At 69.2% G+C, this 23912-nt stretch carries 26 protein-coding genes and 1 pseudogene; 15 read left to right on the top strand and 12 right to left on the bottom strand.

Going from position 1 to position 23912, the window contains the following annotated elements; genetic code table 11:
• Positions 1 to 126 precede the first annotated feature (126 nt).
• Both ACH45E_RS40205 and ACH45E_RS40200 read right to left on the bottom strand, forming a co-directional pair.
• A complete protein-coding gene (locus ACH45E_RS40205; RefSeq protein WP_361453733.1) occupies positions 127 to 1293 on the bottom strand; it encodes an IS630 family transposase in 1167 nt (388 codons plus the stop codon).
• A 97-nt stretch (positions 1294 to 1390) separates the two neighbouring features.
• A complete protein-coding gene (locus tag ACH45E_RS40200; protein WP_361453736.1) occupies positions 1391 to 1864 on the bottom strand; it encodes a hypothetical protein in 474 nt (157 codons plus the stop codon).
• 211 nt (positions 1865 to 2075) lie between these two features.
• On the opposite strand from ACH45E_RS40200, the gene ACH45E_RS40195 reads away from it, so the two are divergent.
• The 8 genes from ACH45E_RS40195 to ACH45E_RS40160 all read left to right on the top strand — a co-directional run bounded on the left by ACH45E_RS40195 (position 2076) and on the right by ACH45E_RS40160 (position 6394).
• Positions 2076 to 2564, top strand: a complete 489-nt coding sequence (locus ACH45E_RS40195) for an Asp23/Gls24 family envelope stress response protein (RefSeq protein ID WP_361454023.1) — start codon at positions 2076 to 2078, stop codon at positions 2562 to 2564.
• Positions 2565 to 2640: 76 nt separating this feature from the next.
• A complete protein-coding gene (locus ACH45E_RS40190) occupies positions 2641 to 2808 on the top strand; it encodes a hypothetical protein (RefSeq protein ID WP_361453739.1) in 168 nt (55 codons plus the stop codon).
• Positions 2805 to 3212, top strand: coding sequence for an Asp23/Gls24 family envelope stress response protein (locus ACH45E_RS40185; RefSeq protein WP_361453742.1), 408 nt, complete (start codon positions 2805 to 2807; stop codon positions 3210 to 3212). Before ACH45E_RS40190 ends, ACH45E_RS40185 begins: the two co-directional genes overlap by 4 nt.
• Before the next feature lie 289 nt (positions 3213 to 3501).
• A complete protein-coding gene (locus ACH45E_RS40180) occupies positions 3502 to 3975 on the top strand; it encodes a DUF6286 domain-containing protein (RefSeq protein WP_361453745.1) in 474 nt (157 codons plus the stop codon).
• 30 nt (positions 3976 to 4005) lie between these two features.
• On the top strand, positions 4006 to 4611 hold the full coding sequence (locus ACH45E_RS40175; protein ID WP_361453748.1) for an alkaline shock response membrane anchor protein AmaP: 606 nt from the start codon (positions 4006 to 4008) through the stop codon (positions 4609 to 4611).
• A 75-nt stretch (positions 4612 to 4686) separates the two neighbouring features.
• Positions 4687 to 4842: a DUF6131 family protein gene (locus ACH45E_RS40170; protein ID WP_361453751.1), complete on the top strand. Its 156-nt coding sequence runs from the start codon at positions 4687 to 4689 to the stop codon at positions 4840 to 4842.
• 278 nt (positions 4843 to 5120) lie between these two features.
• Positions 5121 to 5828, top strand: coding sequence for a histone protein (locus ACH45E_RS40165; RefSeq protein WP_361453754.1), 708 nt, complete (start codon positions 5121 to 5123; stop codon positions 5826 to 5828).
• A 251-nt stretch (positions 5829 to 6079) separates the two neighbouring features.
• On the top strand, positions 6080 to 6394 hold the full coding sequence (locus tag ACH45E_RS40160) for a hypothetical protein (RefSeq protein WP_361453757.1): 315 nt from the start codon (positions 6080 to 6082) through the stop codon (positions 6392 to 6394).
• Between the two features lie 3 nt (positions 6395 to 6397).
• On the opposite strand, the pseudogene ACH45E_RS40155 reads toward ACH45E_RS40160, so the two are convergent.
• The 7 genes and pseudogenes from ACH45E_RS40155 to ACH45E_RS40125 form a co-directional block, all read right to left on the bottom strand.
• A pseudogene (locus tag ACH45E_RS40155) lies at positions 6398 to 7270 on the bottom strand (transposase); the annotation flags it as partial.
• Between the two features lie 652 nt (positions 7271 to 7922).
• Positions 7923 to 9524 carry a Na+/H+ antiporter gene (locus tag ACH45E_RS40150; RefSeq protein ID WP_361453760.1) on the bottom strand — a complete coding sequence of 534 codons (1602 nt, stop codon included), beginning with the start codon at positions 9522 to 9524 and terminating at the stop codon, positions 7923 to 7925.
• Between the two features lie 81 nt (positions 9525 to 9605).
• On the bottom strand, positions 9606 to 9989 hold the full coding sequence (locus ACH45E_RS40145) for a nuclear transport factor 2 family protein (RefSeq protein WP_361453763.1): 384 nt from the start codon (positions 9987 to 9989) through the stop codon (positions 9606 to 9608).
• A 36-nt stretch (positions 9990 to 10025) separates the two neighbouring features.
• Entirely contained in the window at positions 10026 to 10826 is an 801-nt protein-coding gene (locus tag ACH45E_RS40140) for an SDR family oxidoreductase (RefSeq protein ID WP_361453766.1), read from the bottom strand.
• Positions 10827 to 11002: 176 nt separating this feature from the next.
• A complete protein-coding gene (locus ACH45E_RS40135; RefSeq protein ID WP_361453769.1) occupies positions 11003 to 12073 on the bottom strand; it encodes an NAD(P)-dependent alcohol dehydrogenase in 1071 nt (356 codons plus the stop codon).
• A gap of 31 nt (positions 12074 to 12104) precedes the next feature.
• On the bottom strand, positions 12105 to 12989 hold the full coding sequence (locus ACH45E_RS40130; protein WP_361453772.1) for an aldo/keto reductase: 885 nt from the start codon (positions 12987 to 12989) through the stop codon (positions 12105 to 12107).
• Entirely contained in the window at positions 12989 to 14470 is a 1482-nt protein-coding gene (locus ACH45E_RS40125) for an MFS transporter (RefSeq protein ID WP_361453775.1), read from the bottom strand. Before ACH45E_RS40125 ends, ACH45E_RS40130 begins: the two co-directional genes overlap by 1 nt.
• Before the next feature lie 247 nt (positions 14471 to 14717).
• Here ACH45E_RS40125 and ACH45E_RS40120 point away from each other — a divergent pair, with 247 nt between their 5' ends.
• Both ACH45E_RS40120 and ACH45E_RS40115 read left to right on the top strand, forming a co-directional pair.
• Positions 14718 to 15617, top strand: a complete 900-nt coding sequence (locus ACH45E_RS40120; protein ID WP_361453778.1) for a helix-turn-helix transcriptional regulator — start codon at positions 14718 to 14720, stop codon at positions 15615 to 15617.
• A gap of 30 nt (positions 15618 to 15647) precedes the next feature.
• Positions 15648 to 16667, top strand: a complete 1020-nt coding sequence (locus ACH45E_RS40115; protein WP_361453781.1) for an aldo/keto reductase — start codon at positions 15648 to 15650, stop codon at positions 16665 to 16667.
• Between the two features lie 238 nt (positions 16668 to 16905).
• On the opposite strand, the gene ACH45E_RS40110 is transcribed toward ACH45E_RS40115, so the two are convergent.
• Positions 16906 to 17775 carry a helix-turn-helix transcriptional regulator gene (locus ACH45E_RS40110; protein WP_361453784.1) on the bottom strand — a complete coding sequence of 290 codons (870 nt, stop codon included), beginning with the start codon at positions 17773 to 17775 and terminating at the stop codon, positions 16906 to 16908.
• Positions 17776 to 17929: 154 nt separating this feature from the next.
• Here ACH45E_RS40110 and ACH45E_RS40105 point away from each other — a divergent pair, with 154 nt between their 5' ends.
• The 5 genes from ACH45E_RS40105 (at position 17930) to ACH45E_RS40085 (ending at position 21678) form a co-directional block, all read left to right on the top strand.
• Positions 17930 to 18268, top strand: a complete 339-nt coding sequence (locus tag ACH45E_RS40105) for a carboxymuconolactone decarboxylase family protein (RefSeq protein WP_361453787.1) — start codon at positions 17930 to 17932, stop codon at positions 18266 to 18268.
• A 37-nt stretch (positions 18269 to 18305) separates the two neighbouring features.
• Entirely contained in the window at positions 18306 to 19148 is an 843-nt protein-coding gene (locus ACH45E_RS40100) for an SDR family oxidoreductase (RefSeq protein WP_361453790.1), read from the top strand.
• 33 nt (positions 19149 to 19181) lie between these two features.
• Positions 19182 to 19604 (top strand): cupin domain-containing protein, encoded by a 423-nt coding sequence (locus ACH45E_RS40095; protein ID WP_361453793.1) that lies wholly within the window; start codon positions 19182 to 19184, stop codon positions 19602 to 19604.
• A 31-nt stretch (positions 19605 to 19635) separates the two neighbouring features.
• Positions 19636 to 20622, top strand: coding sequence for a zinc-binding dehydrogenase (locus ACH45E_RS40090; RefSeq protein WP_361453796.1), 987 nt, complete (start codon positions 19636 to 19638; stop codon positions 20620 to 20622).
• 420 nt (positions 20623 to 21042) lie between these two features.
• Positions 21043 to 21678 carry a hypothetical protein gene (locus tag ACH45E_RS40085; RefSeq protein WP_361453799.1) on the top strand — a complete coding sequence of 212 codons (636 nt, stop codon included), beginning with the start codon at positions 21043 to 21045 and terminating at the stop codon, positions 21676 to 21678.
• A 499-nt stretch (positions 21679 to 22177) separates the two neighbouring features.
• On the opposite strand, the gene ACH45E_RS40080 is transcribed toward ACH45E_RS40085, so the two are convergent.
• Both ACH45E_RS40080 and ACH45E_RS40075 read right to left on the bottom strand, forming a co-directional pair.
• Positions 22178 to 23296, bottom strand: coding sequence for an alcohol dehydrogenase catalytic domain-containing protein (locus ACH45E_RS40080; protein WP_361453802.1), 1119 nt, complete (start codon positions 23294 to 23296; stop codon positions 22178 to 22180).
• On the bottom strand, positions 23293 to 23883 hold the full coding sequence (locus ACH45E_RS40075; protein ID WP_361453805.1) for a cupin domain-containing protein: 591 nt from the start codon (positions 23881 to 23883) through the stop codon (positions 23293 to 23295). The genes ACH45E_RS40080 and ACH45E_RS40075 overlap by 4 nt, the downstream gene beginning before the upstream one ends.
• Positions 23884 to 23912 lie beyond the last annotated feature (29 nt).

Raw genomic sequence — 23912 nt, 5'->3', positions numbered from 1 at the left:
AGCGGACGCCCCTGAGTACTGGCACCGCCTGCGCGAGATGGCTCAACTTGTCGCGGAGTCCCCACATGTAGCCACCAAATGAGATGACCTCTTAGTGGTCGGCGCTGTAAAACCTTCGGGGGTTGTTCACGCTGCCGGTGCGACAGAGGATTCTTCGTGGTGATCGGCGGTGTGCCGGTCGAGTCTGGCCAGCAGATCGTCCAGGTCGGTGGTGGTGAACTTCCACTGGAACGGCTGTGCCGTGGCGTTGTAGCGGTCTTCGAAGGCTCGGAGCCGGTCCCTGACCTCGGTGAGGTCGGTGAAGTCGTTGGGCGAGACGGCCTTGCGCTGGACGGCAGAGAAGTAGATCTCGACTTGGTTGAGCCAGGAGGCGTGCACGGGAGTATGGACCATCACGGCGTTCGGAAACGCCGCGGTGAGCCGGGCGGCGGCCTTCTGGGCGCGGTGGGAGGAGCCGTTGTCGACGATCCAGAACACGCGCTTGGCGCTGGCGTAGGGCTCTTGGCCCATGACCTGGGTGACCAGGTTCATGAAAGGGGCGATGCCGGTGCGTTCTTCGGTGCGGCCGAATACCTTCGCCCGGCGGACGTCGTAGGCGGCGAGGTAGGCCAGGGCGCCGCCGCGTCCGTAGGTGTGGTTGACGCGCATTGTCCTGGCCTTGCCAGGGGCGAGGGTGGGGTGGCAGCGGCAGCGGGCCTGGACCGAGGTCTTCTCATCGGCGCTGATCACGTATTCGTCATCGCCCAGTTGTTCGCCCTGCCAGGTGCGGGCGTACAGGTCCAGCACCCGGGCGGCCTTCAGTCGGAAGTCGGGGTCGGTGATGAAGATCCAGGAGCGGTGCTGCCACGGCTTGATCGCATCCCGGGCGAGCCAGCGACGCACGGTGGACGCCGATACGAACGTAGCGATGCCTCGCCGGGCGGCCTCACGGGCCAGTTCCGGGCACGACCAGCGTGAGACTGGCACGCCGGTCTCGGCCGGCAGCCGGCAGGCCAGCGCCTTGACCTCGGAGGCCTGCAGCGGTGTGAACGAGGTGGGACGACCGCAGCGTTGACGGTCCTTGAGCCCGGGCAGGCCCGCCTTGGCGAACCGGCCACGCCAGCGGCGCACCGTGTCCACGTGCATCCGCGTCTGCGCGGCTATCCGGGCGTTGGAGTGCCCTCGGGCCGCCAGCAGCACGATGGTTGCCCGCTGACGGGCCTGAAACGGGGTCTTGTGGCCGTAGGCCATCTTCTTCAGCCGGTGGCGCTCGGAAGTGTTCAGCGCGACGGGCGCGGCGGGGGCGACGGGCACAGGAAGGGGCGGCCGATCCAACGGGGACGGTGGGGGATAGGCGAAACCCTCCCGCACCGTCCCCGTGCTTGTGCCGCCGAGGCCCGGGAGCCGGTGGTCAGAACTCGGCGGATCGGTAGACGAAGTGCAGGTCGTCGGTGTTGTGGGCGGCGATGGCGGGGGCGGAGATGGTCATCGCGGGGACCGGGATCTTGTTGAACTGGCTCCAGGTGGTGCTGTCGCCGGTGAGGCTGGTGAGCCACAGTTGGTCGTCGCCGCCGCGGATGGCGCAGTAGAGGACGTCACCGCGCACGGCCAGTGCCGGGGCGTCGGGCGTTGTTCCTGCGGGGCGGACCGGTGCGGTCCATGCGCTGCCGGTGTGGGTGGTGATGGTGACTTGCCCGGTGAACAGGTCGCGGTAGGCCAGGTAGAGCTTGCCCCGGTGGGTGGCCAGTGCGGGCGCGTGGCCGGTGGCGACCAGGCCAAGGCCGGGCACCTCGGAGTGATTTGACCAGGTAGTCGCGTTGGTGGAGTAGTTGAGGTAGAGCTTGAAGCCGGCACCACGGACGTGGTGCAGCGCGTTGTTGCGCACGGCCAGCGCAGGGGCCGTCTGGCTTCCCCCGGGCAGTTGGATGGGGGCGGACCAGTCGGTGCCGTTGGCGGAGCTGGCGAGAAAGGTTTATGAGGCAGGTAGTATGTGATGTACATCACATACAAAGAGCGTGAGGAACACGGCGCCCGATATGTCCAATCTTTCGACGGGCACCGCACCGGTGTCCGACCAAGCGATCGAGGCGACCGCCATGACGGACAACACCACCAGCGTCGGCGGGGGCAGTCGGCCCGATGCGGGCGTGAGCGCGTTGAAGGGCCGTACCGGGGCCGGGGCTCCGGCCGAGACACGGGGAAAGACCACCATCGCGGACGGGGTGGTGGCCAAGATCGCGGGCATGGCTGCCCGCGAGGTACCGGGCATCTACAGCCTGGGAGCGGGGATGGCCCGCGCCTTCGGCGCCATGCGGGAACGCGTCCCCGGCGCAGGCGGAGGCGGGGCCGTCACGCGAGGCGTGAAGGTCGAGGTCGGCGAGCGTCAGGCCGCCGTGGACCTGGACGTCGTCGTCGAGTACGGCGTCTCCATCGTCGACGTCGCCGGCGGCGTACGCACCAATGTCATCAGCGCCGTGGAGCGGATGACGAGCCTGGACGTCGTCGAGGTGAACATCGCCGTCGACGACGTCCACCTGCCCGACGAGGAAGAAGAGGCCGAACCGGATGAGGGCCGCGTGAGGTGATCCACCGCCGCGCCCTGGGCGGGCGCGGGCGATCGCGCGCACGGTGACGTAGGTGCGCGAGACGGGTGAGTGCACGATGAACACAGCAACGACGGGCCTCGCGGCCGGCATGGCCCTGGGCTTCGCCGGTTACTTCGGCGGCTTCTGGGCATTCCTGCTGGTCCTGGTCCTGGGCGCGGCGGGGCTGATCGTCGGCCTCGTCGTGCAGGGCGATCTCGACCTGCGGGCACGGAGGCAGCGGTGAAGACCCGGCCCGGTTCCCCCGACGAGGGGTCGGGCCCGCCGACGCCGGCCGCCGGCCTGCCGCCCCCGGCCGAGCGGGGCGCCACCGTCATCCCCGACAGGGTGGTCGCCCGTATCGCCGCCCAGGCCGCACGCACGGCCCAGTCCCGGCGCGCCGCCGTACCGCCCGACCGCGGCGGACCGGCGGAACCCCACGCCTCCGCCGCCGTCCGTACCGGATCGGTGCGCCTGCACCTGACCATGGACCTGCCCTATCCCACCGACATCCCCCACGTCTGCGAGCGGATCCAGCGCGATGTCGCCGACCGGGTGGCTCAGCTGACCGGCTTGGAGGTGGGAGAGGTCACCCTCACCGTCCGGCGGCTGGTGACCGCCGCCGGCGTGAACCGGGGACGGGTCCGGTGAGCTGTCACGCGGCCCGGGCTGCCGGGCACGCCGCGCGGGAAGGAGGACCAGAATGACACCCGACCCGCACCCTCCCGACTGCAGCTCCGCCCCACCCGCAGGCCGTGCCACAGTGCCGCTGACGAAGGAGCCCAAGGACCCGAGAGAGCCGACACAGCCCGGTCCGCCCGAACACGGCGCGCCCCCTCCGCCGGGTCTGGAAGCGGGCGAGCGCGACAGAGGGCACCGGGCCCGCCGCCCCTGGTCCGCGCGTCGGCTCCCGGCCGCGGCGGTCGCCTCGGTGGTTCTCATGGCGGCAGGCGCGGCGCTGTTCGACGTCGTCGCCGTACGAGCGGGACGCCCGGCGGCAGCCTGGCGACGGCACCTGGCCGACGAACTGAACACCCGCCCTGTGGACGACGTGTGGATGCTCACGGGAGCCGCCGTGGCCGCCGCCGTCGGCGTCTGGTTGATCATCCTGGCCCTCACCCCTGGCCTACGCCACTGGCTGCCCCTGCGCTCCCCCGAGCCCTGGCTGATGGCCTCCCTGGACCGCGACGGCGCCGCCGCTCTGTTGCGCGATGCCGCAATGCAGGTACCCGGGGTCAGCAAGGCTCGTATCCGGGTGCGCCGCCACCGTGTCAAAGCCCGCGCGGACGTCTGCTTCCGCGACCCCCAGCAGGTGAAGGACGACTTCACCGCAGTCCTCGACGAGGAGCGTGACGGACTCGCCTTGGCCCGCCCTCCCCGCATCGCCGTACGGGTGCGGAGACGTGCCGACTGACCGACAACTAGCAGCCCCGGAGCCCGCACCATGACACCGCGACCCGTACTCAACCGCAGTCTGCTGGCCCTCGCCGGACTGGTCCTGCTCGGCGGTGGTCTGCTGGTACTCCTCGCAGGCTTCGACGTCTACCGGCGACACGAACTGATCCCGCCTGTCGGCTGGCCCCTGACCACCCCGGATGACGTCCTGCTCAGCACCGCCGACCGGGCCCGCTGGAGCAGTCAGGGCTGGTGGTGGCCCGCGGTCATCGCCGTCCTCACTCTCGTCGCCCTGCTCGCCCTGTGGTGGCTGCTCGCCCAACTGCGCCGACGCCGCCCCGGCTCACTCCCCGTCGGCGGCACACCCCCGCAGGAAGGTGTCCAACTGCGCGACCACGCGCTCAGCGATGCGATCGCCACCGAAACCGACGTCCTGCCGGGGATCGAGCAAACGGCTGTCCAGACCAGCGGCCGGCCTGCCCACCCCCGCACCCGCATCAGGCTTACCCTCACCCCTCAGACGGCACCCGGCGCCACCCTCGACGCCCTCTGCGCAGGCCCCCTCCGCACAGCCCGTCGGTCCACCGGCTCCCCTTCCATACCCACCGAGGTACGACTACAGGTCGCCCACCACAAAGCGCACCGCGCGCAGTAAGGAGGCGACCGGCCACTCCCGTGTCCACACCCCTTCCGGTTGGGGCCGGGCACACTACTCCTCAAGGGGAAGATCATGATCATCCTGGGCATCATTCTGCTCATCGTCGGCTTCCTCACCGGCATCTCCATCCTGTGGACCATCGGGATCATCCTGGCGGTCGTCGGAGCCATCCTGTGGGTCCTCGGCGCGATGGGACACGCTGTCGCCGGACGACGCCACTACTGGTGACTGACCCCGCGCGGCCAGCCGCCCATTTCCCGCGAGCGCTGACAGCCGGCAGATGCCTGACCCGATGAAAAGGGGCTGCAGTCGACTGGCGTTCACGTTCACGGGTGAGCGATCGGAGTCCAATTGGTCGGGCGCCGACATGAGCGGGGGCCGGCCAGCTACAGCAGCACCATTCCCGAGCTACTCAGCGGCAGTGCTGTCTCGTCCATCGGTAAACGCAAGGTTCGCGAGGCCGCGAAGAGCGTGTTCTGTGCCAAACGATCGAAGGTGACCCACTCATGGAAACCAAAGAAACGGTTGCCCTGGCGGCTGCTGTGGTGGGCGGCTATGTGCTGGGTCGCACCAAAAAGGGCCGCATGGCTCTGTCCGGTGCGACTTACCTAGCCGGCCGCCGATTCGGCCTTGAGCCTCGCCAGCTTGCCGCCGAAGGGATGCGCAGGCTGGGGGAGATTCCGCAGGTCGCCGAGCTGCAAGAGCGCTTGAGAGGAGAAGTCCTGGACGCGGGCCGCAAAGCAATGGCTGCTGCCGCTGACCGGGGCATGAGCACCCTTGCCGGTGCCATCAGTGAACGTACGGCCAGGCTCGGAAGGAAGGCGGACGAGGACGAGGACGCCCCGGAAGAGGAAGAAGAGGAAGACGAGGAGGAGGGTCAGCCGGAAGACGAGTACGAAGACGATCAGGGTGGCGAAGAGGAGGAGGGCCAGCCGGAAGACGAATACGAAGAAGAGAATGAAGAGGAAGAAGAGGAGGCGGAAGAGCCGAGGCCGCAGCAGCGTCGCAAGGCGCCCGCGTCCGCGCCACGCGGGAAGGCTGCTGCCGCCCGCACAGAGGAGTCCCGGGTGGCCAAGAAGACCGCGCCGCGCAATACCGCGGCGGCGAAGAAGACCGCTCCCAGTAAGAAGGCGGCGGCGACTAAGACGACGGTTCCGAAGAAGCCTGCTCCCGCCAAGAAGCTTGCGGCTAAGAATGCGCCCTCATCGAAGTGAGCAGCGTCCAAGCACTCCGATCGTCGGAGGTAGCTTCGCCTGACTCATCCTTGCGAGGAGAAGCCGTGCAATTCACTGTCTTGCCCGCAGGGACTTTGCCCACCCGGCGCAGGCCTGAGGCTGCGTGAAGCTTCCCCTTGATGTTGGACACCTGGAGACTGGGACGTGAGGTTCCAGAGGAAGTAGTGCCGGGTGGGAAGCAAGAGCAACCGCAGCAGGCGGTACTCGGACGAGTTCAAGCGCGACGCGCCGTGAGCGCTGACGAACTCCGCCGGGAAGTACGCCGGTTGGGGCTGCGGCAGAGCATGGGACGAACCGGCTCGTGCTACGACAATGCCGCCGCCGAGAGCTTCTTCGCGCTGCTGAAAGCGGAGATCGGCACCCGCCACTGGCCCGACCGGATTACCGCCCGCGCTGAGATCTTCACCTTCATCGATCGAGACCTTCTACAACCGCAAGCGGCTGCGGAGGCATCCAGTCTGGGGCTACCTCACCCCGCTGGAGACCCGGCAGCGGGTCTGTCAAACGAGCGGCTCTGGCCCGTAGTCGGTGGTGAGGCCGAGTAGCGGTCAGGGTAGGAGGATGCGGTGGCGAAGGAGGTCGAATCCGGCGCGTCCGTGCATCTGCCTCATGATCCTCTTGGTGCGGGTGTTGACGCCTTCGGTGCGGCCGTTGTGGTAGCGCAAGGTGAGGCCGGCGTTCACGGCGGACCGGTCGGTTTCGAGACCGTTGGTGAAGCTGCGCAGGTGGGGCAGGTCGATGGCACGGGCGGTCGTGATCCACTCGGTGAGTTTCACGTCGTTGCCCTCGGCCGGTTTCAGCAGGGTGGCGAAGCCGCGTATGAGATCGGCGAGTGCGGTCATCTCCGGGCAGGCCGCAGCGATCTTCTCCAGCAGGGTCGATTCCTTCGGGCGCAGGTTTTCGGGGTCGGTGAGCAGGAGGCGGCTGGCGTGACGTGGGGTGGTGACGGGGCGGTCGCCTTCAGCGCGGCCCTGGTTGAGGTAGCGGACCAGCAGGTTGGCGCTGCCGGTGTAGCCCAACTCCCGGATCTCTTCGAGGAGGTGGGTGGCCGGGACAGCGGGTTCCTCGGCACGGCGCCGACGCAGGTGCTCGCGGTAGGGGTCGACGAGGGTGGGCCGGTAGGCGGGGGCGATGCGCAGGGCCTGGGGTTCGGGCATGCGGGCGTAGCGTTTGACGGTGTTCAGGGCCAGGTTGAGGCGGCGGGAGCAGTCGAGGAGGCCGACGCCCTGGCCGAGGAGATCGTGGATCTTGTTCCAGCGTTCGAATGTGGTCTGCTCGCGTACTCCGCCGGGCCGGGGCGGGTTGATGGTGGCCCAGCATCCGGCGTGGGCGCGGACCTCGAGCTGGACTTTGTCGCAGAGATTTCGCCAGAGGTGCCATCGGTCACTGACCTGCACCGCGTCGGGCAGGGCTCGGCGGTTCACGTCCGGCCGGGTCCTATCCAGGTCGCCCACGTAGAAGATGACCGGCACGCGCCTCCGCTACGGGCGCCCTTGTCGGGCCCACCGCGTCGGCGGCTCCAGCACGGCGGTCGTGAGGTGGACGTGCGGCCGGCCCCCGGCCGAGCCGCGACCGCGTCTTGAGACCGGCCCAGAGTCGAGAGTCGTAGCAGACGCCCCCACCACTGCCCCGAGCCTGTGGTATGGGTTCAGGAATCGTGAGCTTCGCTGAGACCGATTGCTGCTGGGAGACCCATCCGGCTCCGCCATGGGGACGGGGTGGTTACGACGCGTTCGGGGGCACGTTCCGGCGCAGGCCCCCGTACCACTTGGTCTCGGCAGCGGCGACTGCCGCGAGGACCACGACGTTGCCCGCAAGCCCGGCCGGCGGCGGCAGCACGACCGCCGCTGGCAGTCAGGCCAGGAGCAGACAGGCGGCGGCGAGCTGGGTCGGGCCCGAGCGTAATGACGTACACGAGGTCGAAGACAGCTCGAACGTGGTGACGAGGCTGCCCACTGGGAGCGTGCGCCCGGCCATCGACCGTTCCTGCTGTCGGTCCTGCCGGTCGGGTTGCTCGCTGTGTGCGACCGCTGGCTGTTGTCCTCAGTCCCATCCGTTACCTGTTGCGTGCTCTCACTCCGTATCTGCCGCCGGGGCCAGGCGCACCTCTTCCACGTCCAGTTGGGCCTGCACCCGCTGGAGAACGGCGTCGTCGATGCGGCGGGCGTCGCGCAGGGCGATGACGGCGGAGCGTTTGTGTTCCAGGAGGGCCAGGCGCAGGGCGGTGTCCTCCTGGTGGTGCCGTAGGAGCGCATCGGCGTCCGGGGCGTCCGCGGTTGCAGCAGCCCGGAGTGTGTTCAAGTGGGTCTCGTACTCGGCGCGTAGCCGCTCGGTGACCTCGGGGTCGGTACCGAGGTCGGCCGCCACCGTGGGGAGGGCGTCGAGTGCGGCTTCGGACGCGGCAATCCGGGCGAGAGCGAGTTCGCGGTCGGCGTCGGTGTCGTAGGGCAGTTGGGCCCGGCGGGCCACCGACGGCAGGACTAGCGCCTGGACGACGAGGGTGGTCACGACGACGCCGGCGGTGACGAAGACGATGGTGTCGCGGTCGGGGAACGGTCCGCCGGAGTCGAGGGTGTAGGGCACGGACAGCGCGAGTGCCAGGGAGACGGCCCCGCGGAAACCGGCCAGAGCGCTGACCACGCGGGCCCGGTGGCCCATGCGTCGCTCTCGCTGCTGCGGGCGCCGGTCCAGCGTTCTGATGGTGTACACCGCGACGAACAGGAACAGAAACCGTACGACGACCAGCGCGCAGGAGATTGCGGCCACCATCACCAACGCCTCGGTCAGGGCGGTACCGGACAGACCTCGGATTGCCGCCTGTGCCTCGAGGCCGACCAAGACGAACAGAGCGCCGTTGAGCAGGTACATCGCCAGCGACCAGAAGGCCATCGTCTGCCGGCGGGCCTCGGCCCTGCCCAGGCTCGGCCCGGCCTGGCTCATGATCAGCCCGCACACCACGACCGCGAGCACGCCCGACGCCTCGACCTGCTCGGCCAGCAGATAGGCGCTGAACGGGATCAGGATGATCGTGAGGTTGTCCAGCATCGTCTCGCCGAACTCGCGTACGAGGCGGCGGAGCCGGATGCCGAGCCACGCGACCAGTACGCCGGCCGCGATGCCGCCGCCGTAGGACAGGGCAACCAGGCCGCTGACGTGAGCCGCGCTGAGGTACTCGGATCCCACGGTGACGCCGACGGCCAGGCTATAGATGACCAGTGCGGTCCCGTCGTTGATCAAGGACTCGGCGCGCAGCAGCGTGACGTTGCGTCGGGGCAGTAGCCGGGAGACCACGCCCACGGCGGTGGCGTCGGTCGGTGCGACGGCGGCGCCAAGGACCCAGGCCGGGCCCCACGGCAGGCCGAGCGCGTGCGCGAGGGCCGCGACGGCCCAGGCGGTGACAGCCACCAGGAGGGTGCCGGTCAGGACGATGCCGCGCAGGTCGTGCCGGATCGCCCGCAAGGAGGTTGTCACGCTCTCCCAGTACAGAAGCACCGGCAGGAAGACGAGCAGCAGCACCTCCGGTGGCAGCTCGGTCTCGCGGAGCGCGGGTACGAAGCCGAGCAGGACGCCGGCGGCCAGTTGCAGTACGGGGGTGGCCACCTTGAGCTGGTGGGCGAGGGCGCCGCTCACCAGCAGGGCGCATCCGAGCAGTACGACGAACTCAAGGGCCGCCACGACGCAGTCTCCTCGGGGCCGTTGGGGTCGTTGGGTTCATGGGAGTTCTTGGGGCTCCCCTGATCCCTTGGCTGATGCGGGTCACCATGTCGTGGCGACCGTTCTCAGGGGGATCCACGTGTCGCCGCGGTGGCCGTAGTCGGTGGTCAGGAGCAACCGCCAGTTGGCCCGGCTTCCGTACACCTTCGCGTCGGTCATGGTCCGGACGGTCAGACGCGCCGTGCCGCCGTCGAGGTCGAGTGCCGTGTCCACCTCGTCGATGGAGTGGTAGACGAACTGCCCGGCCTTCATCTCGGCCAGCCACTCGGCTTTGGGCTGCACGTATCCCGTCATGTGGGTGAGGGTGAAACCGTCGTCGAGCAGGTCGTCGAGTGACGGTGTGTCTGCTTCGACCATGGCGTCCAGGTAGGCGTGGTGGGCCTGGAGGATGGCCTCCCGGTCCGTCTGGCTAGGGGTGGGTGGCACGCTGACTCCCTGTTGCGTGGCGGGCCTGGGCTGTCGTCAGGCTGAGGCGCGTGCCCGGACGGCGTCGAGGTCGTCGCGGACCCGCTGCGACTCGGCGTCGAGCGGCATGTTGGCCTCGTCCCGTACCGCGTCCAGGGAGCCGGGCGGGTCCTGGTCCAGCGCCGCGAACAACGGCCCCAAGTCGCGTGGTGCGACTCCTTGTTCGGCCACCAGCTCGAGGGTACGGCCAGCGGCCTCGGGAGCGGTGAGGGCCGCCACCAGGACCTGTGCGATGTCGGCGCGCGCGACACATCCGTCGGCGGGGCCGCCTGAGCGGCGGCGGTCGCCCTGGAGGAACACCATCTGGTGTTCGTCGGGTCCGTTCATGTCGAACCAGCCCGGCCGCACGATGGTGTACGTGAGGCCGCTGGCCCGTACCAGTCGCTCCGAGCGGCGCTTCCACTCCAGCAGGTGGCCGTAGCTGCTGCTGCGGGTGGTGGCCCCGATGGAGGTCATCAGCGCCACGCGGGGCCGTGCGCCGTCCAGGGAGGCCAGGGCGGTCAGGACGTTGCGTACGCCTGCGTAGTCCACCGTCTCCGGCGAGGATGCGCCGGTGCCGAAGGAGCCGAGGGTGAGCACGATGGCGTCGGCGCCGGCCACCGCCTCGGGCAGGGTCTCGGGCCGGGTGACATCGCCGACGACAAGCTCGGCGTCGGCGGGGAGGAGCTGGGCGCCCTTCGTGCGGTCACGCACCAGAGCCCGGACGGTGTGTCCGCGGGCGATCGCCTCGGCCACCACGAGCCGTCCGATGCTGCCGGTGGCGCCGATCACCAGCACGGTCAGCGGCTGTGCTTGCATGTTCGTTTCCTCCTTGCCAGGGCACGGGTGGGATGAGCGCCCATGCCGTCAGTCTCACTCGGCGTCGCGATCGCGCGCCCTGTGCGTCAAGTCCCCCTGCGGGTGGTGTTTCCGAAGGTCACTGCCGTACGAGGGCGAGTCTCAGTGCCCTCGTACGGCGTCCACGTGGGGGCCGGTCATGCCTGCTTCGGCTTCGCGAAGGTCGCGCCGTCGATCACGAACCGGTAGCGGACGTCGGAGGCGAGGATCCGCTCGTAGGCGGTGTTGATGTCCTGTGCGTCGATCAGCTCGATGTCGGCTGTGACGCTGTGCTCGGCCGCGAAGTCGAGCATCTCCTGCGTCTCGGCGATGCCGCCGAACAGTGATCCCACGAAGGACCGGCCGTTTTGGAGGAGGGGGAAGACCTCCATCGGCATGGGCTCGGTCGTCACTCCGACGTTCACCATGGTGCCGTGCAGGCGCAGCATCCCGAGGTAGTCGGGGAGGGACACAGGTGCGCTGACGGTGTTCAGGATGATGTCGAAGGTGTTGGCCAGCTCGGTGAACGCCGAGCCGTCACCGGTCACTGCGTAGTGGTCGGCGCCGAGGGCCTTGGCGGCCTCGCGCTTGCTGCCGGACTGGGACACGACGGTCACGTCGGCGCCCATGGCCTTGGCCATTTTCACGCCGAGGTGGCCGAGCCCGCCGAGGCCGACGACCGCGACCTTGGTGCCGGGCCGGGCGCCGAACCGCTTGAGCGGGGAGTGGACGGTGATGCCGGCGCACAGCAGTGGCGCGGCGGCGGCCGGGTCGAGGGTCTCGGGGACGCGGACGACGAAGTCCTCGGGGGCGACGATCGCCTCGGAGTAGCCGCCCTGGGTGTGGGCGCCGGGCTCGGCGGGGTCGGGAGCTCCGAAGACGAGAGTGTTGCCCTTGAGGCAGTACTGCTCCTGGCCTGCCTGGCAGTTCTCGCAGGTGCGGCAGGAGTTGACCATGCAGCCGATGCCGACCAGGTCGCCGACCTGGTGGCGGGTGACGTCGGGGCCGATCTCGGTGACCCGGCCGACGATCTCGTGGCCGGGGACGAGCGGGCTGATGGGCAGCGGGCCGAACGTGCCGTCGGCGTAGTTCATGTCGGAGTGGCAGATCCCGCAGTACAGGATGTCGAGCTTGACGTCGTGCGGGCCGACGTCGCGGCGCTCGATGGTGAGGGGAACGAGCGGCTTGCCTGCTTCGTGGGTGCCGAACGCGTTGACGGTGGTGGGCATGGTGGTTCCTTTGCTCAGGTACGAGGTGATGTCAGGCTTCGGGGATGGCGCGGCCGTAGGCCGCGAGGGTGACGGCCTCCGGTTCGGGGCCGCCGCGCCGGCCGGTCTCCAGGGCGTCGAGGGTCTTCAACTCGTCCGTGGAGAGGGCGAAGTCGAAGACGTCGATGTTCTCGGCGATGCGGTGGCGTTTGGTCGACTTGGGGATCACCGAGCGGCCCTGCTGGATGCCCCAGCGCAGCAGCACCTGGGCGGGGCTCTTGCCGTGCGCCTCGGCGATCGCGGTGACGACCGGGTCTTCAAGGACGCTCTTGCGGTCCTCGCCGTATCCCGGGTAGAAGGTGATACCGCCGATGGGGGACCACGCCTGGTTGAGGATGCCGTGGTCGTTGTCGAAGTCGAGTACGGGGCGCTGCTGGAAGTAGGGGTGGATCTCCAGCTGGTTGACGGCGGGGACGACGGAGGTCGCGTCGAGCAGCGCGGTCAGGTGGTCGACCATGAAGTTGCTGACGCCGATCGCCCGGACCTTGCCGTCGGCCAGGAGCTTCTCCAGGGCGCGGTAGGCGGCGAGGGTCCTGTCGAAGTCCGCCGGCAGTGCCTGGTGCAGGATCAGCAGGTCGATCTGGTCCACGCCGAGCTTGGCGGCGCTCTTGGCGAAGCCGTGCAGGGTCTCGTCGTAGCCGTAGTCGCTGATCCAGATCTTCGTCTCGATGAAAAGGTCGTCGCGGGGCACGGCGGAGGTGCGGATGGCCTCGCCGACCTCGCGTTCATTGCCGTACGCGGCGGCGGTGTCGATGTGCCGGTAGCCCAGTTCGAGCGCGGCCGTGACGGCGGCCCGGGTCTCGTCAGGCGGGGTCTGGAAGACACCGAGTCCGAGGGCGGGCATCTCGACGCCGTTGTTGAGGGTGAGGGTCTGCATCACAGGGACCTTTCGTGCGGGCGGGTACGTGTAGGGACGATGAGGGTGAGGGTGGCCGCGAGGGCCAGGGCGAGCAGGACGGCGGAGCCGGTCAGCGCGGCACCCGAGCGGGCCGCGATGTCGGCGGCCTCGTGGCCGGTGGCGACGGCGGCGGCCACGGCGGTCAGGATGCTCAGGCTCAGCGCGCTGCCGATCTGGTGCACGGTGTTGACCAGGCCCGAGGCGGCTCCCGCGTCCGCGGGGGCGACCCCGTCCACGCCGCTGGAAGTCAGCGGGGCCAGCACCAGGCCCTGGCCGGCGCCGATGAGCACCATCGGCAACGCCACGCCCGTCAGGTAGGGCGTGTGCAGGTCGAGGCGGCTGAGCCACACCATGCCCACCATGGTCACGGTCAGCCCGATGGTGAGCACCCGCGGCCTGCTCGCCCGCTCAAGGAGCTGCGGCACCTGGACGGCGAAGACGAAGTTGACCAGCGTCATCGGCAGGAAGGAGAGACCGGCCTGCAGCGGCGTCCAGTGGTAGACGCTCTGCACGAACTGCGCGGTGAAGAAGAAGAACCCCATCATGGCGCCCATGTAGAGCATCCGGGTGACGTAGGCGCCGCTGCGCTCCCGGCTCGCGAACAGCCGCAGCGGCACGATCGGCTGCGCGGCCCGCCGCTCCACCGCCACGAACAGGGCCAGCATCACCAGTCCGGCCACCAGCGGAATCAGGGTGGCCGGAGCGGTCCAGCCGATGTCGGTGGCGTCCACGATGCCGAAGACCAAGGCGGTGGAGCCCGCAGTCGCCAGGAGCGCCCCGGCGACGTCGAAGCGGCCACCCTGGCGCTCGGTCTCGGGCAGGAACCGCACCGCCAGCACCACCATCGCGATGCCGACCGGGACATTGAGGAAGAACCCGGCCCGCCACGAGATCAGGTCGGCGACCAGGCCGCCCACCACCAGGCCGAGAGCCGCGCCGAGCCCGGCCACCGCGCTGTAGGCGGCCATCGCCCGGTTCCGTGCCGAGCCCTCGGCGAAGCTGCGGGTGAGCAGGGACAGGGCGGAGGGGGCCAGGACCGCCGCCCCGACGCCCTGCAGCGCCCGGGCGCCGATCAGCCACCACTGGGTCTGTGCGGCGCCGACAAGGAGCGAGGTCAGCGCGAAGACGACCAGGGAGAACAGGAACACCCTGCGGTGTCCGAACAGGTCACCGGCCCGGGCTCCCAGGAGCAGCAGGCCGCCGAAGACCAGGACGTAGGCGTTGGTGATCCAGGACAGGCCCGTCTCGGAGAACCCCATGGCGGAGCGGATCTGTGGCAGCCCCGTGAACACGATCGAGTTGTCGAGGATGACCATGAAGTAGCTGACGCAGATGATCGCGAGGATCAGCGTCGCCCGGGCCGGGGCGGCAGGGGCGGCCGGCGCACGCACCGCTGTGGGCGGCGTGGATTCCGCCATGGCGACGTCGCCGGTCCCGTCGTACTTGAGCGCTGCGCGCACGGTGGTGGTGTCCTTCCCTTCAGGGTGAGGGCCCGGTGTCGGACTCCCGGCCTTCGGTTCTCTCCAAGAAAACCCCGCGCGGGCACAGGGGTGGGAGTCACTGGTCTTCCAGGTACTGGCAGTACCTCGCAGGTCCTCGCGGACGGACCTACGGTGAAGGTCAAAGCACGACCGTCGTAGGTCGGGCCCGGACCGTCCCACCGGGACGCGATCAGACGGCGCCGGAGCGATTTCAGGGATCTGGACGATGGCAGACAGAGACAGCAAGAAAAGCGTGGCCGCCGAGGTCCGCGAGTTCCTGAGCACCCGGCGTGCCCGGATCACCCCCGAGCAGGCCGGACTGCCGGTTTACGGCGGCAACCGGCGCGTCGCGGGCCTGCGCCGGGAGGAGGTCGCGTTGCTCGCGGGCATGAGCGTCGACTACTACGTCCGTCTGGAGCGCGGAAACCTCTCCGGCGCCTCGGACTCGGTACTGGAATCCCTCGCGCACGCACTGCAGCTGGACGAAGCCGAGCGCACTCACCTGTATGACCTGGCCCGCGAGGCGACACCGTCGGGCCGGCGCCCCACCGTGACGGCGTCCCGGGTGCGGCCCACGATCTTGCGCCTGCTCGACTCGATGACCGATGTGCCGGCATACGTGCGCAACGCGCGCTTCGACATCCTGGCCGCGAACACGCTGGGGCTGGCGCTCTACGCACCCCTCTTCGACTCGCCGCTGTTCGCCCAGCGCGGCCCGGTCAACAGCGCCCGATTCATGTTCCTCGACCCCGCCAGCAAGGACTTCTGGGTCGACTGGGAAAAGGGCGCCGACGACGCGGTCGCGTTCCTGCGCACCGAGACGGGCCGGGCACCCCACGACAAGGCGCTGACCGATCTCATCGGAGAGCTGACGACCAAAAGCGGCGACTTCGCCCGCCGGTGGGCCCACCACGACGTGAAGTTCCACCGCTCCGGAGTGAAGAACCTGCACCACCCTCTCGTCGGCGATCTCGCCCTGCCCTACGAGGCGATGGAACTGCCCGCGGACCCCGGCCTTCGCCTCAACTTCTACACGCCCGAACCCGACTCCCCGGCGCAGGAGGCCCTGAGCCTCCTCGCCAGCTGGGCAAGCACCGGGACCGTCGTACCAACCGCGAACGACTGACTACGACTGACAGTGAGGAGAACCCCCTTCATGCAGTACCGACCGCTCGGCCGCACCGGCGTCCAGGTCAGCCCGCTCTGCCTGGGCGCGATGATGTTCGGCCCTTGGGGCAACGAGGACGAGGCCGACTCGATCCGGATCATCCACCGTGCCCTGGACGCGGGCATCAACTTCGTCGACACCGCGGACGTGTACTCCGCCGGCGTCTCGGAGGAGATCGTCGGCAAGGCTCTCAAGGGCCGCCGCGAGGACGTGTTCCTGGCGACCAAATTCTTTATGCCGATGGACCAGGACGACCCCAACAAGCGAGGCGGCTCGCGGCGCTGGATCATCCGCGAGGTCGAGAACTCCCTACGTCGGCTCGGCACCGACCACATCGACCTCTACCAGGTCCACCGCCCCAGCCCCGACACGGACGTCGCCGAAACCCTCGGCGCCCTCTCCGACCTCGTGCACCAGGGCAAGATCCGCTACATCGGCTCCTCGTCCTACTCCGGCTCCCAGATCGTCGAGGCCCAGTGGACCTCGCGCGAGAGGAACCTGGAACGGTTCGTGACCGAGCAGCCGCCGTACTCGATCCTGGTCCGCGGCATCGAGGAGGACGTACTGCCCACCGTGCGCCGCCACGGCATGGGCACCCTCACCTACAGTCCGCTCTCCGGCGGCTGGCTCTCCGGCCGCTACCGCAAGCACGCCACCGAGGGTCCCGCCTCCGCGGCCCGCCCCCAGGCCCGCTTCGACATGAGCACCCCCGCCAACCAGCGCAAGCTCGACGCCGTCGAACAACTCGCCGTCCTGGCGGAGAAGGCCGGTCTCCCGCTCATCGAGCTCGCCGTCGCCTTCGTCATCAACCACCCCGGCGTCACCTCGGCGATCATCGGGCCCCGCACCATGGAACAGCTGGAGGCGTTCCTGCCCGCCGCCGACGTCACCCTTCCGCCGGACGTGCTCGACGCCATCGACGAGATCGTCGCACCCGGCGTCACGGTCAACCCGGTCGACAACAGCTACGGCGACTTCGAGCTCCGCGCCGACCAGCGACGCCGCTGACGCGGCCCGCACTGGCCGGTCGCGCCCGGCCAGCACCGACTTCACGCGGCCACGGGAGGCGCCCTCTGGCGTCCTGACGCATCAGCCGGCGGCTAGACGGACAGCTCCTTTGGCCCTGCCCGTACCGGCCCGCAGACTCTGCTCGTCTACGGGGTCGGGCCGATCCACCGGTGTGCTCCGCGAGCAGGCAGGAGCGTCATAGCCAGCACGTGCCGCGGCATGGCCACGGTGGCTGGCCTCACTCGGCCGGTTCTGCGGTGGCCTGGTACTGCTCTGCGGCCCAGGAGGCGAGGATGCGCAGGCCGTCGTGGGTGGGTGAGCCGACTTCGGCGGTCCACACGACGAGCTGCTGGTCGGGATCGGTGCTGGCGGTGAGGGTGTCCCAGTCCAGGGAGAGCTCGCCGGCGACGGGATGGTGGAGGACCTTCGTGCCCACGCTGAGGGTGGCGACATGGTGTGCGGCCCACCATTGGCGGAAGTCTTCGTCCTGTACGCACAATTCACCGACCAGAGCGGTCAGGCGGGGGTCGTCCGGATACTTCGCCGCCTCCATGCGCAATTGCGCAACTGCGATACGAGCCACACCTTTCCAGTCGGCATACAGTGCGCGCATCGCCGGATCGGCGAAAAGAATGCGCACGTAATTGCGATGCTTTTCCGGGAAGGCAGCAAAGTCGGTGACGAGCGCCGCTGCCAGGGGGTTCCAGGCGAGGATGTCCATCCGGCGGCCCATCACAATGGCGGGCGTGGCGGTGAGGTCGTCCAAGACCCGGCGCAGCTGCGGCTGGACCTTCTGCCGGGCCCTGCGGCGCGGCTTTGCCGCCTCCTTCCCGGCCAGGCCGAAAAGGTAGCGGCGCTGGTCGTCGTCCAGGTGCAGGACCTGGGCCACGGCCTCCAGCACCGGTGCGGAGGGAGGCAGCCGGCCCTGCTCAAGCCGGGTGTAGTAGTCCGTGGAGATCGCCGCGAGCTGGGCAACCTCTTCCCTGCGCAGCCCGGCGACCCGGCGGGGACCTGCACTGTCGGGCAGGCCCACGGCACGCGGGCTCAGCTCGGCCCGGCGGGCCTTGAGGAACTCGCCCAGCTCGTTCAGATGCGGTGTCGGACTCATGCCACCAGTGTGGCAGCGGAAGCCCTCGCCGTGAGGGGGAAGGATTCTTCCCAGGATGTTCCATTCCCAGGAACAAATTCCCCTCTGCACAGGCGCGCGTAAGGGTGCAAGCCTGGAATTACGCCAGACAGGACAGCGGAAGGAAAGAACAATCGTGTCGGAAAAGGAATCCGCAGCACAGCAGGCCATCGGCGACATCGCCCCCAAGCTCGCCGACCTCACCGACCAGGTGCTGTTCGGCGACGTCTGGGAGCGCGAGGGGCTCTCCCCGCGAGATCGCAGCCTGGTCACCGTCACCGCGCTGATCGCCCTGTACCGATCCGACCAGCTCGGCTTCCACCTCAAGCTGGCCCTGGAGAACGGGCTGACCCAGACCGAGCTGAGCGAGGCCATCACCCACCTGGCGTTCTACGCCGGCTGGCCCAACGCCATGGGCGCCGCCGCCCAGCTGAAGGCCATCCTGGCCGCCGCCGGTGCCGGCCAGGACCGCTGACACCCCATTCTTTCTGCACAGGAGCATCCCCTTTCTCATGAGTAAGGTCATCTTCATCACCGGTGCGAGCCGCGGTCTGGGCACCGACATCGCCCGCCAGGCCCTGACCGCCGGCCACCAGGTCGTCGCCACCGGCCGCCGCCCCGAAAACGTGCTCAAGGCGCTCGGCGGCGAGCACGACAACCTGCTGGTCACCGCCCTCGACATCACCAGCACCGACGCTGCCCAAGCCGCTGTCGACGCCGCCGTGACCCGGTTCGGCCGCATCGACGTGCTGATCAACAACGCCGCCACGTTCCAGGCCGGCTACTTCGAGGAGATCTCCGACGCGCAGATGCGCGCGCAGATGGAGACGAACCTGTTCGGCCCGATGAACATCACCCGCGCCGTCCTGCCCGTCATGCGCACCCAGCGCGCGGGGCACATCGTCACGATCTCCTCGATCGCCGGGCTGGTCGGCCAGGAGTTCTGCGTCGCCTACGCGGCCTCCAAGTTCGGTGTCGAGGGCTGGATGGAGTCGCTGCGCTACGACGTCGAGCCGTACGGAATCAAGACGACCATCGTCGAGCCCGGCTTCTTCCGCACCGAGCTGCTCGTGGACGCCTCCACCAGCTGGGCGGAACTGTCCATCGACGACTACGCCGAGCGCACGAAGACCACCAAGGCAATGTGGCAGTCGATGAACGGGCAGCAAGCCGGCGACCCGGCCAAGCTCGCCGACGCCCTGCTCAAGGTCACTGACCTCGACGAGCCGCCGCTGCGGTTCGTCGCCGGCGACGACGCCATCCCCACCGCCGAGGCCAAGGGCCAGCAGATCACCGCCCAGGCCACCGCCTCCCGCACCCTGGGCAGCGGCCTCGCCCACACCGACGCCGCCTGACCCAGGCACCCGATCCGTACCAAGGAGCACGCCATGGAATTCGTCAAGCCGCAGCCCACCGGCAAGGGCCCCGAGGACTGGTTCAACGGAGACGTCTGGTTCGACGTCATCCACGCAGGCCAGGAGCCGTCCCGCATCCGCGCCAACATGGTGCGCTTCGCCCCCGGCGCCCGCACCGCCTGGCACCACCACGCCGTCGGCCAGACCCTGCACGTCATCGCCGGCGTCGCCCTGATCGGCACCCGCGACGGCACCGTCTACGCCGCCCACCCCGGCGAGACCGTCACCTGTCCGCCCGGCGAACAGCACTGGCACGGCGCCACCGAGGACCGCTTCATGCAGCACCTCGCCCTGTGGGACGGCACCGCCCCCGACGACGACCGCCCGGAGACCACCTGGCTGGAGCACGTTACCGACGCCCAGTACCAGGCCCCCCGCACCCGCAGCAGCCACTGACCCCACCCACGCGCGAAGGAGTACCCCGAGCATGACCGCGACGATGACCGCCCTCTTCGGCGGCACCGGCCCCGACTGGACCCCCCGCCAGGTACCCGTACCCAAGCCAGGTCCCGGTCAGATCGTGGTGCGCGCGCACGCGGTGGCGCTCAACAACGCCGACGCTGCCATGCTTGCCGCTGCCGACCCCACCGCGGGCGGCAGCGGCAAGGAATACCAGGCCGGCTACGAATTCGCCGGTGAAATCGCGGTGGTGGGCGACGGCGTCGACACCGCCACCGTGGGGCAGCGCGTGATGGGCACCACTCCGGCCAGCTTTGCCCAGTACGTGGCGGCCGACCACCGTCACGTCTTGCCCATCCCCGACGGACTCGACTTTACGGAAGCCTGCGCGCTGCCCACCGCACTGCTCACCGAGCACGGCGCCCTCACATCCGGCGGCTACCAGCCCGGCCAGTCACTGCTGATCACTGGCGCCACTTCCAGCATCGGACTCATCGGCGTGCAGATCGCCCGTGCCCTGGGCGCCGGCCCGATCGTCACCACCACTCGCAGCGCTGGCAAGCACAGCCTGCTCGAGCAGGCCGGAGCCGACACCATCGTTGTCACCAGCGAACAGGACCTCACCCAGGCAGTACTCGACGCCACTGCCGGCGAAGGTGTCGACTTGGCCCTGGACCACGTCGGCGGCCAGACCTTCGCCGCCTGCCTACCGGCCACCAAAGTGGACGGCACTGTGGTCAACGTCGGCCGTCTCGACACGGCTGCGGCCACCATCGACCTGGACGCCCTGTCCTACCGCCACCTGCGCGTGCACGGAGTGTCCTTCGGCTTCACCCGCGCCGCGGAACTCGGCGCCGTCATTGCAGCCGCCGGCCAAGACCTGCTGCCCGCCGTCGCCGACGGACGCGTGCGCCCCCTCATCGACAGCATCCTGAGCTTCAACACCGCCGACCAAGCTGTCACTCGGCTCCGCTCTCACCGAGCCCTCGGCAAGATCGTCCTCACCGTCCCCTGACCCGAAACGATTCAGCGTCGGACCGACACACAGTCTCGAAGGTCTGGCCAACGCCGCGAGACCAACCGCCAAGCCCGAAAGGCGAGACGTCACAGGTCACGGAATCGCCGTAGGGCAGGGGCCGCGAGAACCCACACATCCAAGCCAGGCGTTTGACAGTGAACCCAGCCGTTTCGGCTGGGTTCACTGTCATAGAAGGAGGGCCACCAGCTCCGCAAGCTCCGCGCCAAGGCGGCCCGGAGCCCACTGGGCACCAGCACGACGCAGGAATCCCGTCAGCAGATCTCCCAGGCCGCCTTCCTGGTCTGGCTCGCCGCCCGGCACGTCACGCTGGATGCCTGCACCCAGACCGATCTCGATGCCTGGCACGCGGAGAAGTACGCCACCCGGCGCCCCGCACAGGCCTTCCTGCGCTGGTGCATGGACACCCGCCGGATGCCGCGGCTGATCATCCCGAACCGCCCGACCACCAACCCCCACCCGATGGGCCAACACCAGCGCATCACCGCCCTGCAACGGGTCCTCGCCGACGACAGCACCTCGCCGAGAGTCCGGCTCGCCGCCTGTCTGGTCCTGCTGTTCGCCCAGCCCGTCAGCCGGATCGTCCGCATGGTCACCGACGACGTCGTCCACGACGGCCGACATGTCGCACTCCGCCTCGGCGACCCGCCCACCCCAGTGCCCGAACCGGTGGCCGCCCTCCTGCTCGACTACCTCCAGGCCCTGCCCGCCAGCACCCCGGTCATCAACCAGAACTCACCCTGGCTCTTCCCCGGCCGCACCGCGAGCCAGCCGATGAACCCCGGCACTTTGCGCGACGCGCTGCGGAAACTCGGCGTCCCGGCCGAGAAGGGCCGCATCTCCGCCATCCGCCAGCTCGTCCTCCAGGCCCCGGCCCCGGTTATTGCCCAGGCACTCGGCTACCACGACAAAAGCACCACCCGCATCGCCACCGACGCCGGAGCCCCCTCTACCAATCTCAGCCCCCGGCCACGTCATGAAACCTTCTCAACATCGCATGAAAGAGCAGCAAATGATCCATATTTGGGCAAATGATCTAGCTGTGGCAACTGTCGAGTCACCTCTGGCATACACCCCGAGGAGCCCGCCATCGGTTGCGGCTCAGCAACTTCCGGAGGCCGACATGCCCTTCGGTTCCCTGCGCCCGCTGACAGCCGGTATGCGTTTCATGTCGTCGGCACGCGGTCGATCCTGGTCAGAAGGGCCCGGCATCCCTGGTTCACGAGCAGAACGAACCGGCCGCTGCCTGCGAGGGGATGGAGCCGGAGCGCGAGCGGCCGATCCACCGCTGGGCGGGCGAGGGCCTGTCCGTGCCGAGGGCCCGCTGGCTGCCGCACGAGGCGGGACCCGGCTACCGCGACCATGCAGGAGTCCGCCTCGACCCGCACGGTCCCGGCATGCCGGGCTGGCCGATTCCGTCCTCAGTATCCGCACCATCCCGCCACAGCCGGGGTGCTGCCGACAACACCGGGCCGGCCTGCAGAGCCTGCCCGGTGTTGTCAGGAGCCCCCTGGACATCGGGGCGTTGACCGAACTAACTCGCCGGGCAGACGACGAAGTTGGCGAAGCCGCCCGCTCCGCTGCTGTCGACCTGGGAAATCGCCTCGTTGACCGCGTCGAGGGGGTAACGACGGTGTTCGAACACGGACAGGTCGAGGGCGTGGACCGCAGCCAGGTCCGCCATGGCCTGCCCCTCGCCTGGGGTGAACCAGCACGATCCCATGAGGGTCTGCTCCTGGTCCATCATGGAATGGACGTCGATGGGCACTTCGCCGGCGACCGCCCCGATGTTCACCGCGCGCCCACCTCGGGCCAGGGAACGCATCCCGCCGAGGAAGGTGCTGTGGGGTGCCCCGGGGCCGAGGGCGTCAATGTACATGTCGACGCCTCGTCCGCCGGTCTCTTCTGCGATCCACTCGTCGACGGGACCGTCGTACAGCGAGTGGGTCTCGATGCGGTCCGGGGAGAGGGCCTGGACGCGGTCGAGCAGGGCGCGGTCGCGTCCGGTGCCGTAGATCTTGGTCACTCCCATGTGTGGGGCGAGCAGGGCCGCGCCGATTCCGAGGGTGCCGTTGATGCCGTTGACCAGCAGGGTCATACCCGGCTCCGGGGCCAGCTTGCGCAGGGCGGCGTACATGGTGCCGAGATAGCCGAACCGGGCCGCTGCTTCGAATTCGACGTCGTCGGGCAGCCTGGCCAGGGCGTACTGAGGGGCGATCATGTACTCGGCGAGACCACCGGAGTAGCGGTCGAGCAGCTGGGGGGAGGACGGTGTGAACCCGAAGTAGCCGGCGAAGCAGTAGCTTTCGCACGTGGTCAGATAGCCGTCGCGACATGACCGGCACGTGGTGCAGACGCGGCCGGGGTTGACGTAGACGCGCTCGCCGACATCGACGCCCTCGACGCCGGGGCCTATGGCCTCGACGAAGCCTGCCGGGTCCAGGCCGAAGACGGCCGGCAGGGTCGGCAGCGGGTTCTGCGGGAACCAGGTGGTCCAGTTGCTCAGAACGTTGGCGAGGTTGGGCACGACGTTGCAGGCCTGCACTGCGACGCGAACCTCGCCCGGTCCCGGTTCTGGAATGGGCAGGTTCTCGATCTCCATCGCCTTGCCTACGTCGTGCATGCGCGCTGCGCGCATCGTTGCGGCGGTCATGACTGCTCCTCCGGCCGGTTGTCGGTGTGTTGCCCGTCCCGGGCATGTGCGGTGCGCGGGACGCCGACCAGGACGAACAGCATCCTGGCCGGGGCCGTGCCGGGGTTGCGCCAGGCATGCCGGGTCCCGTTCTGTACGACGACGTCTCCGGTCGCGAGCTTCGCGGTCTTTCCGTCGCCCAGATCGAGAGTGATGTGCCCGTCTAGGACGACGCAGTAGTCGACGGAATCGGTGCGGTGCATGCCCGGGTCGTCTGCTTCGAAGAGTTCGGCCAGGCCGGGCAGGATCTGCAGCTGTTCTGCCTGGGCAGCGGCCGGGTCGAAATCGGGGCCGGCCATGACGCTGTCGGGCGGGAAGCTCACGGTGAGCACGCGGGTCTCACCGGGCGAGGGGACGAACGAGCCGGTGGCGGGTGTCGGATCGCTGACGTCACCGCTACCGACAGCGGCATCCGGTGTTGTCGCCCATACCAGCGACACGGCGAGGCCGGGGACGTGCTTGCTGTGCGACGTGCGCGGGGGCTCGCCGTCCTGGGCGACAAGGGATGTGCCCTGTTCGGTCGCCGAGGTGACTACTCGTCGGATCATATGGACCTCTTTGTCCGGGGTATCCGTGG

The sequence above is a fragment of the Streptomyces sp. NPDC020299 genome (assembly GCF_044387825.1).
GTDB lineage: Bacteria > Actinomycetota > Actinomycetes > Streptomycetales > Streptomycetaceae > Streptomyces.
This window is presented reverse-complemented; position numbering and strand designations above follow the sequence as displayed.

Excerpts from the sequence above, each read along its gene's own strand:
- ACH45E_RS40195 (WP_361454023.1), top strand. The coding sequence starts at position 2,076 with ATGACGGACAACACCACCAGCGTCGGCGGGGGCAGTCGGCCCGATGCG.
- ACH45E_RS40190 (WP_361453739.1), top strand. The coding sequence starts at position 2,641 with ATGAACACAGCAACGACGGGCCTCGCGGCCGGCATGGCCCTGGGCTTC.
- ACH45E_RS40180 (WP_361453745.1), top strand. The coding sequence starts at position 3,502 with ATGGCGGCAGGCGCGGCGCTGTTCGACGTCGTCGCCGTACGAGCGGGA.
- ACH45E_RS40175 (WP_361453748.1), top strand. The coding sequence starts at position 4,006 with ATGACACCGCGACCCGTACTCAACCGCAGTCTGCTGGCCCTCGCCGGA.
- ACH45E_RS40170 (WP_361453751.1), top strand. The coding sequence starts at position 4,687 with ATGATCATCCTGGGCATCATTCTGCTCATCGTCGGCTTCCTCACCGGC.
- ACH45E_RS40165 (WP_361453754.1), top strand. The coding sequence starts at position 5,121 with ATGGAAACCAAAGAAACGGTTGCCCTGGCGGCTGCTGTGGTGGGCGGC.
- ACH45E_RS40140 (WP_361453766.1), bottom strand. The coding sequence starts at position 10,826 with ATGCAAGCACAGCCGCTGACCGTGCTGGTGATCGGCGCCACCGGCAGC.
- ACH45E_RS40135 (WP_361453769.1), bottom strand. The coding sequence starts at position 12,073 with ATGCCCACCACCGTCAACGCGTTCGGCACCCACGAAGCAGGCAAGCCG.
- ACH45E_RS40130 (WP_361453772.1), bottom strand. The coding sequence starts at position 12,989 with ATGCAGACCCTCACCCTCAACAACGGCGTCGAGATGCCCGCCCTCGGA.
- ACH45E_RS40120 (WP_361453778.1), top strand. The coding sequence starts at position 14,718 with ATGGCAGACAGAGACAGCAAGAAAAGCGTGGCCGCCGAGGTCCGCGAG.
- ACH45E_RS40115 (WP_361453781.1), top strand. The coding sequence starts at position 15,648 with ATGCAGTACCGACCGCTCGGCCGCACCGGCGTCCAGGTCAGCCCGCTC.
- ACH45E_RS40110 (WP_361453784.1), bottom strand. The coding sequence starts at position 17,775 with ATGAGTCCGACACCGCATCTGAACGAGCTGGGCGAGTTCCTCAAGGCC.
- ACH45E_RS40100 (WP_361453790.1), top strand. The coding sequence starts at position 18,306 with ATGAGTAAGGTCATCTTCATCACCGGTGCGAGCCGCGGTCTGGGCACC.
- ACH45E_RS40095 (WP_361453793.1), top strand. The coding sequence starts at position 19,182 with ATGGAATTCGTCAAGCCGCAGCCCACCGGCAAGGGCCCCGAGGACTGG.
- ACH45E_RS40090 (WP_361453796.1), top strand. The coding sequence starts at position 19,636 with ATGACCGCGACGATGACCGCCCTCTTCGGCGGCACCGGCCCCGACTGG.
- ACH45E_RS40085 (WP_361453799.1), top strand. The coding sequence starts at position 21,043 with ATGGACACCCGCCGGATGCCGCGGCTGATCATCCCGAACCGCCCGACC.
- ACH45E_RS40080 (WP_361453802.1), bottom strand. The coding sequence starts at position 23,296 with ATGACCGCCGCAACGATGCGCGCAGCGCGCATGCACGACGTAGGCAAG.
- ACH45E_RS40075 (WP_361453805.1), bottom strand. The coding sequence starts at position 23,883 with ATGATCCGACGAGTAGTCACCTCGGCGACCGAACAGGGCACATCCCTT.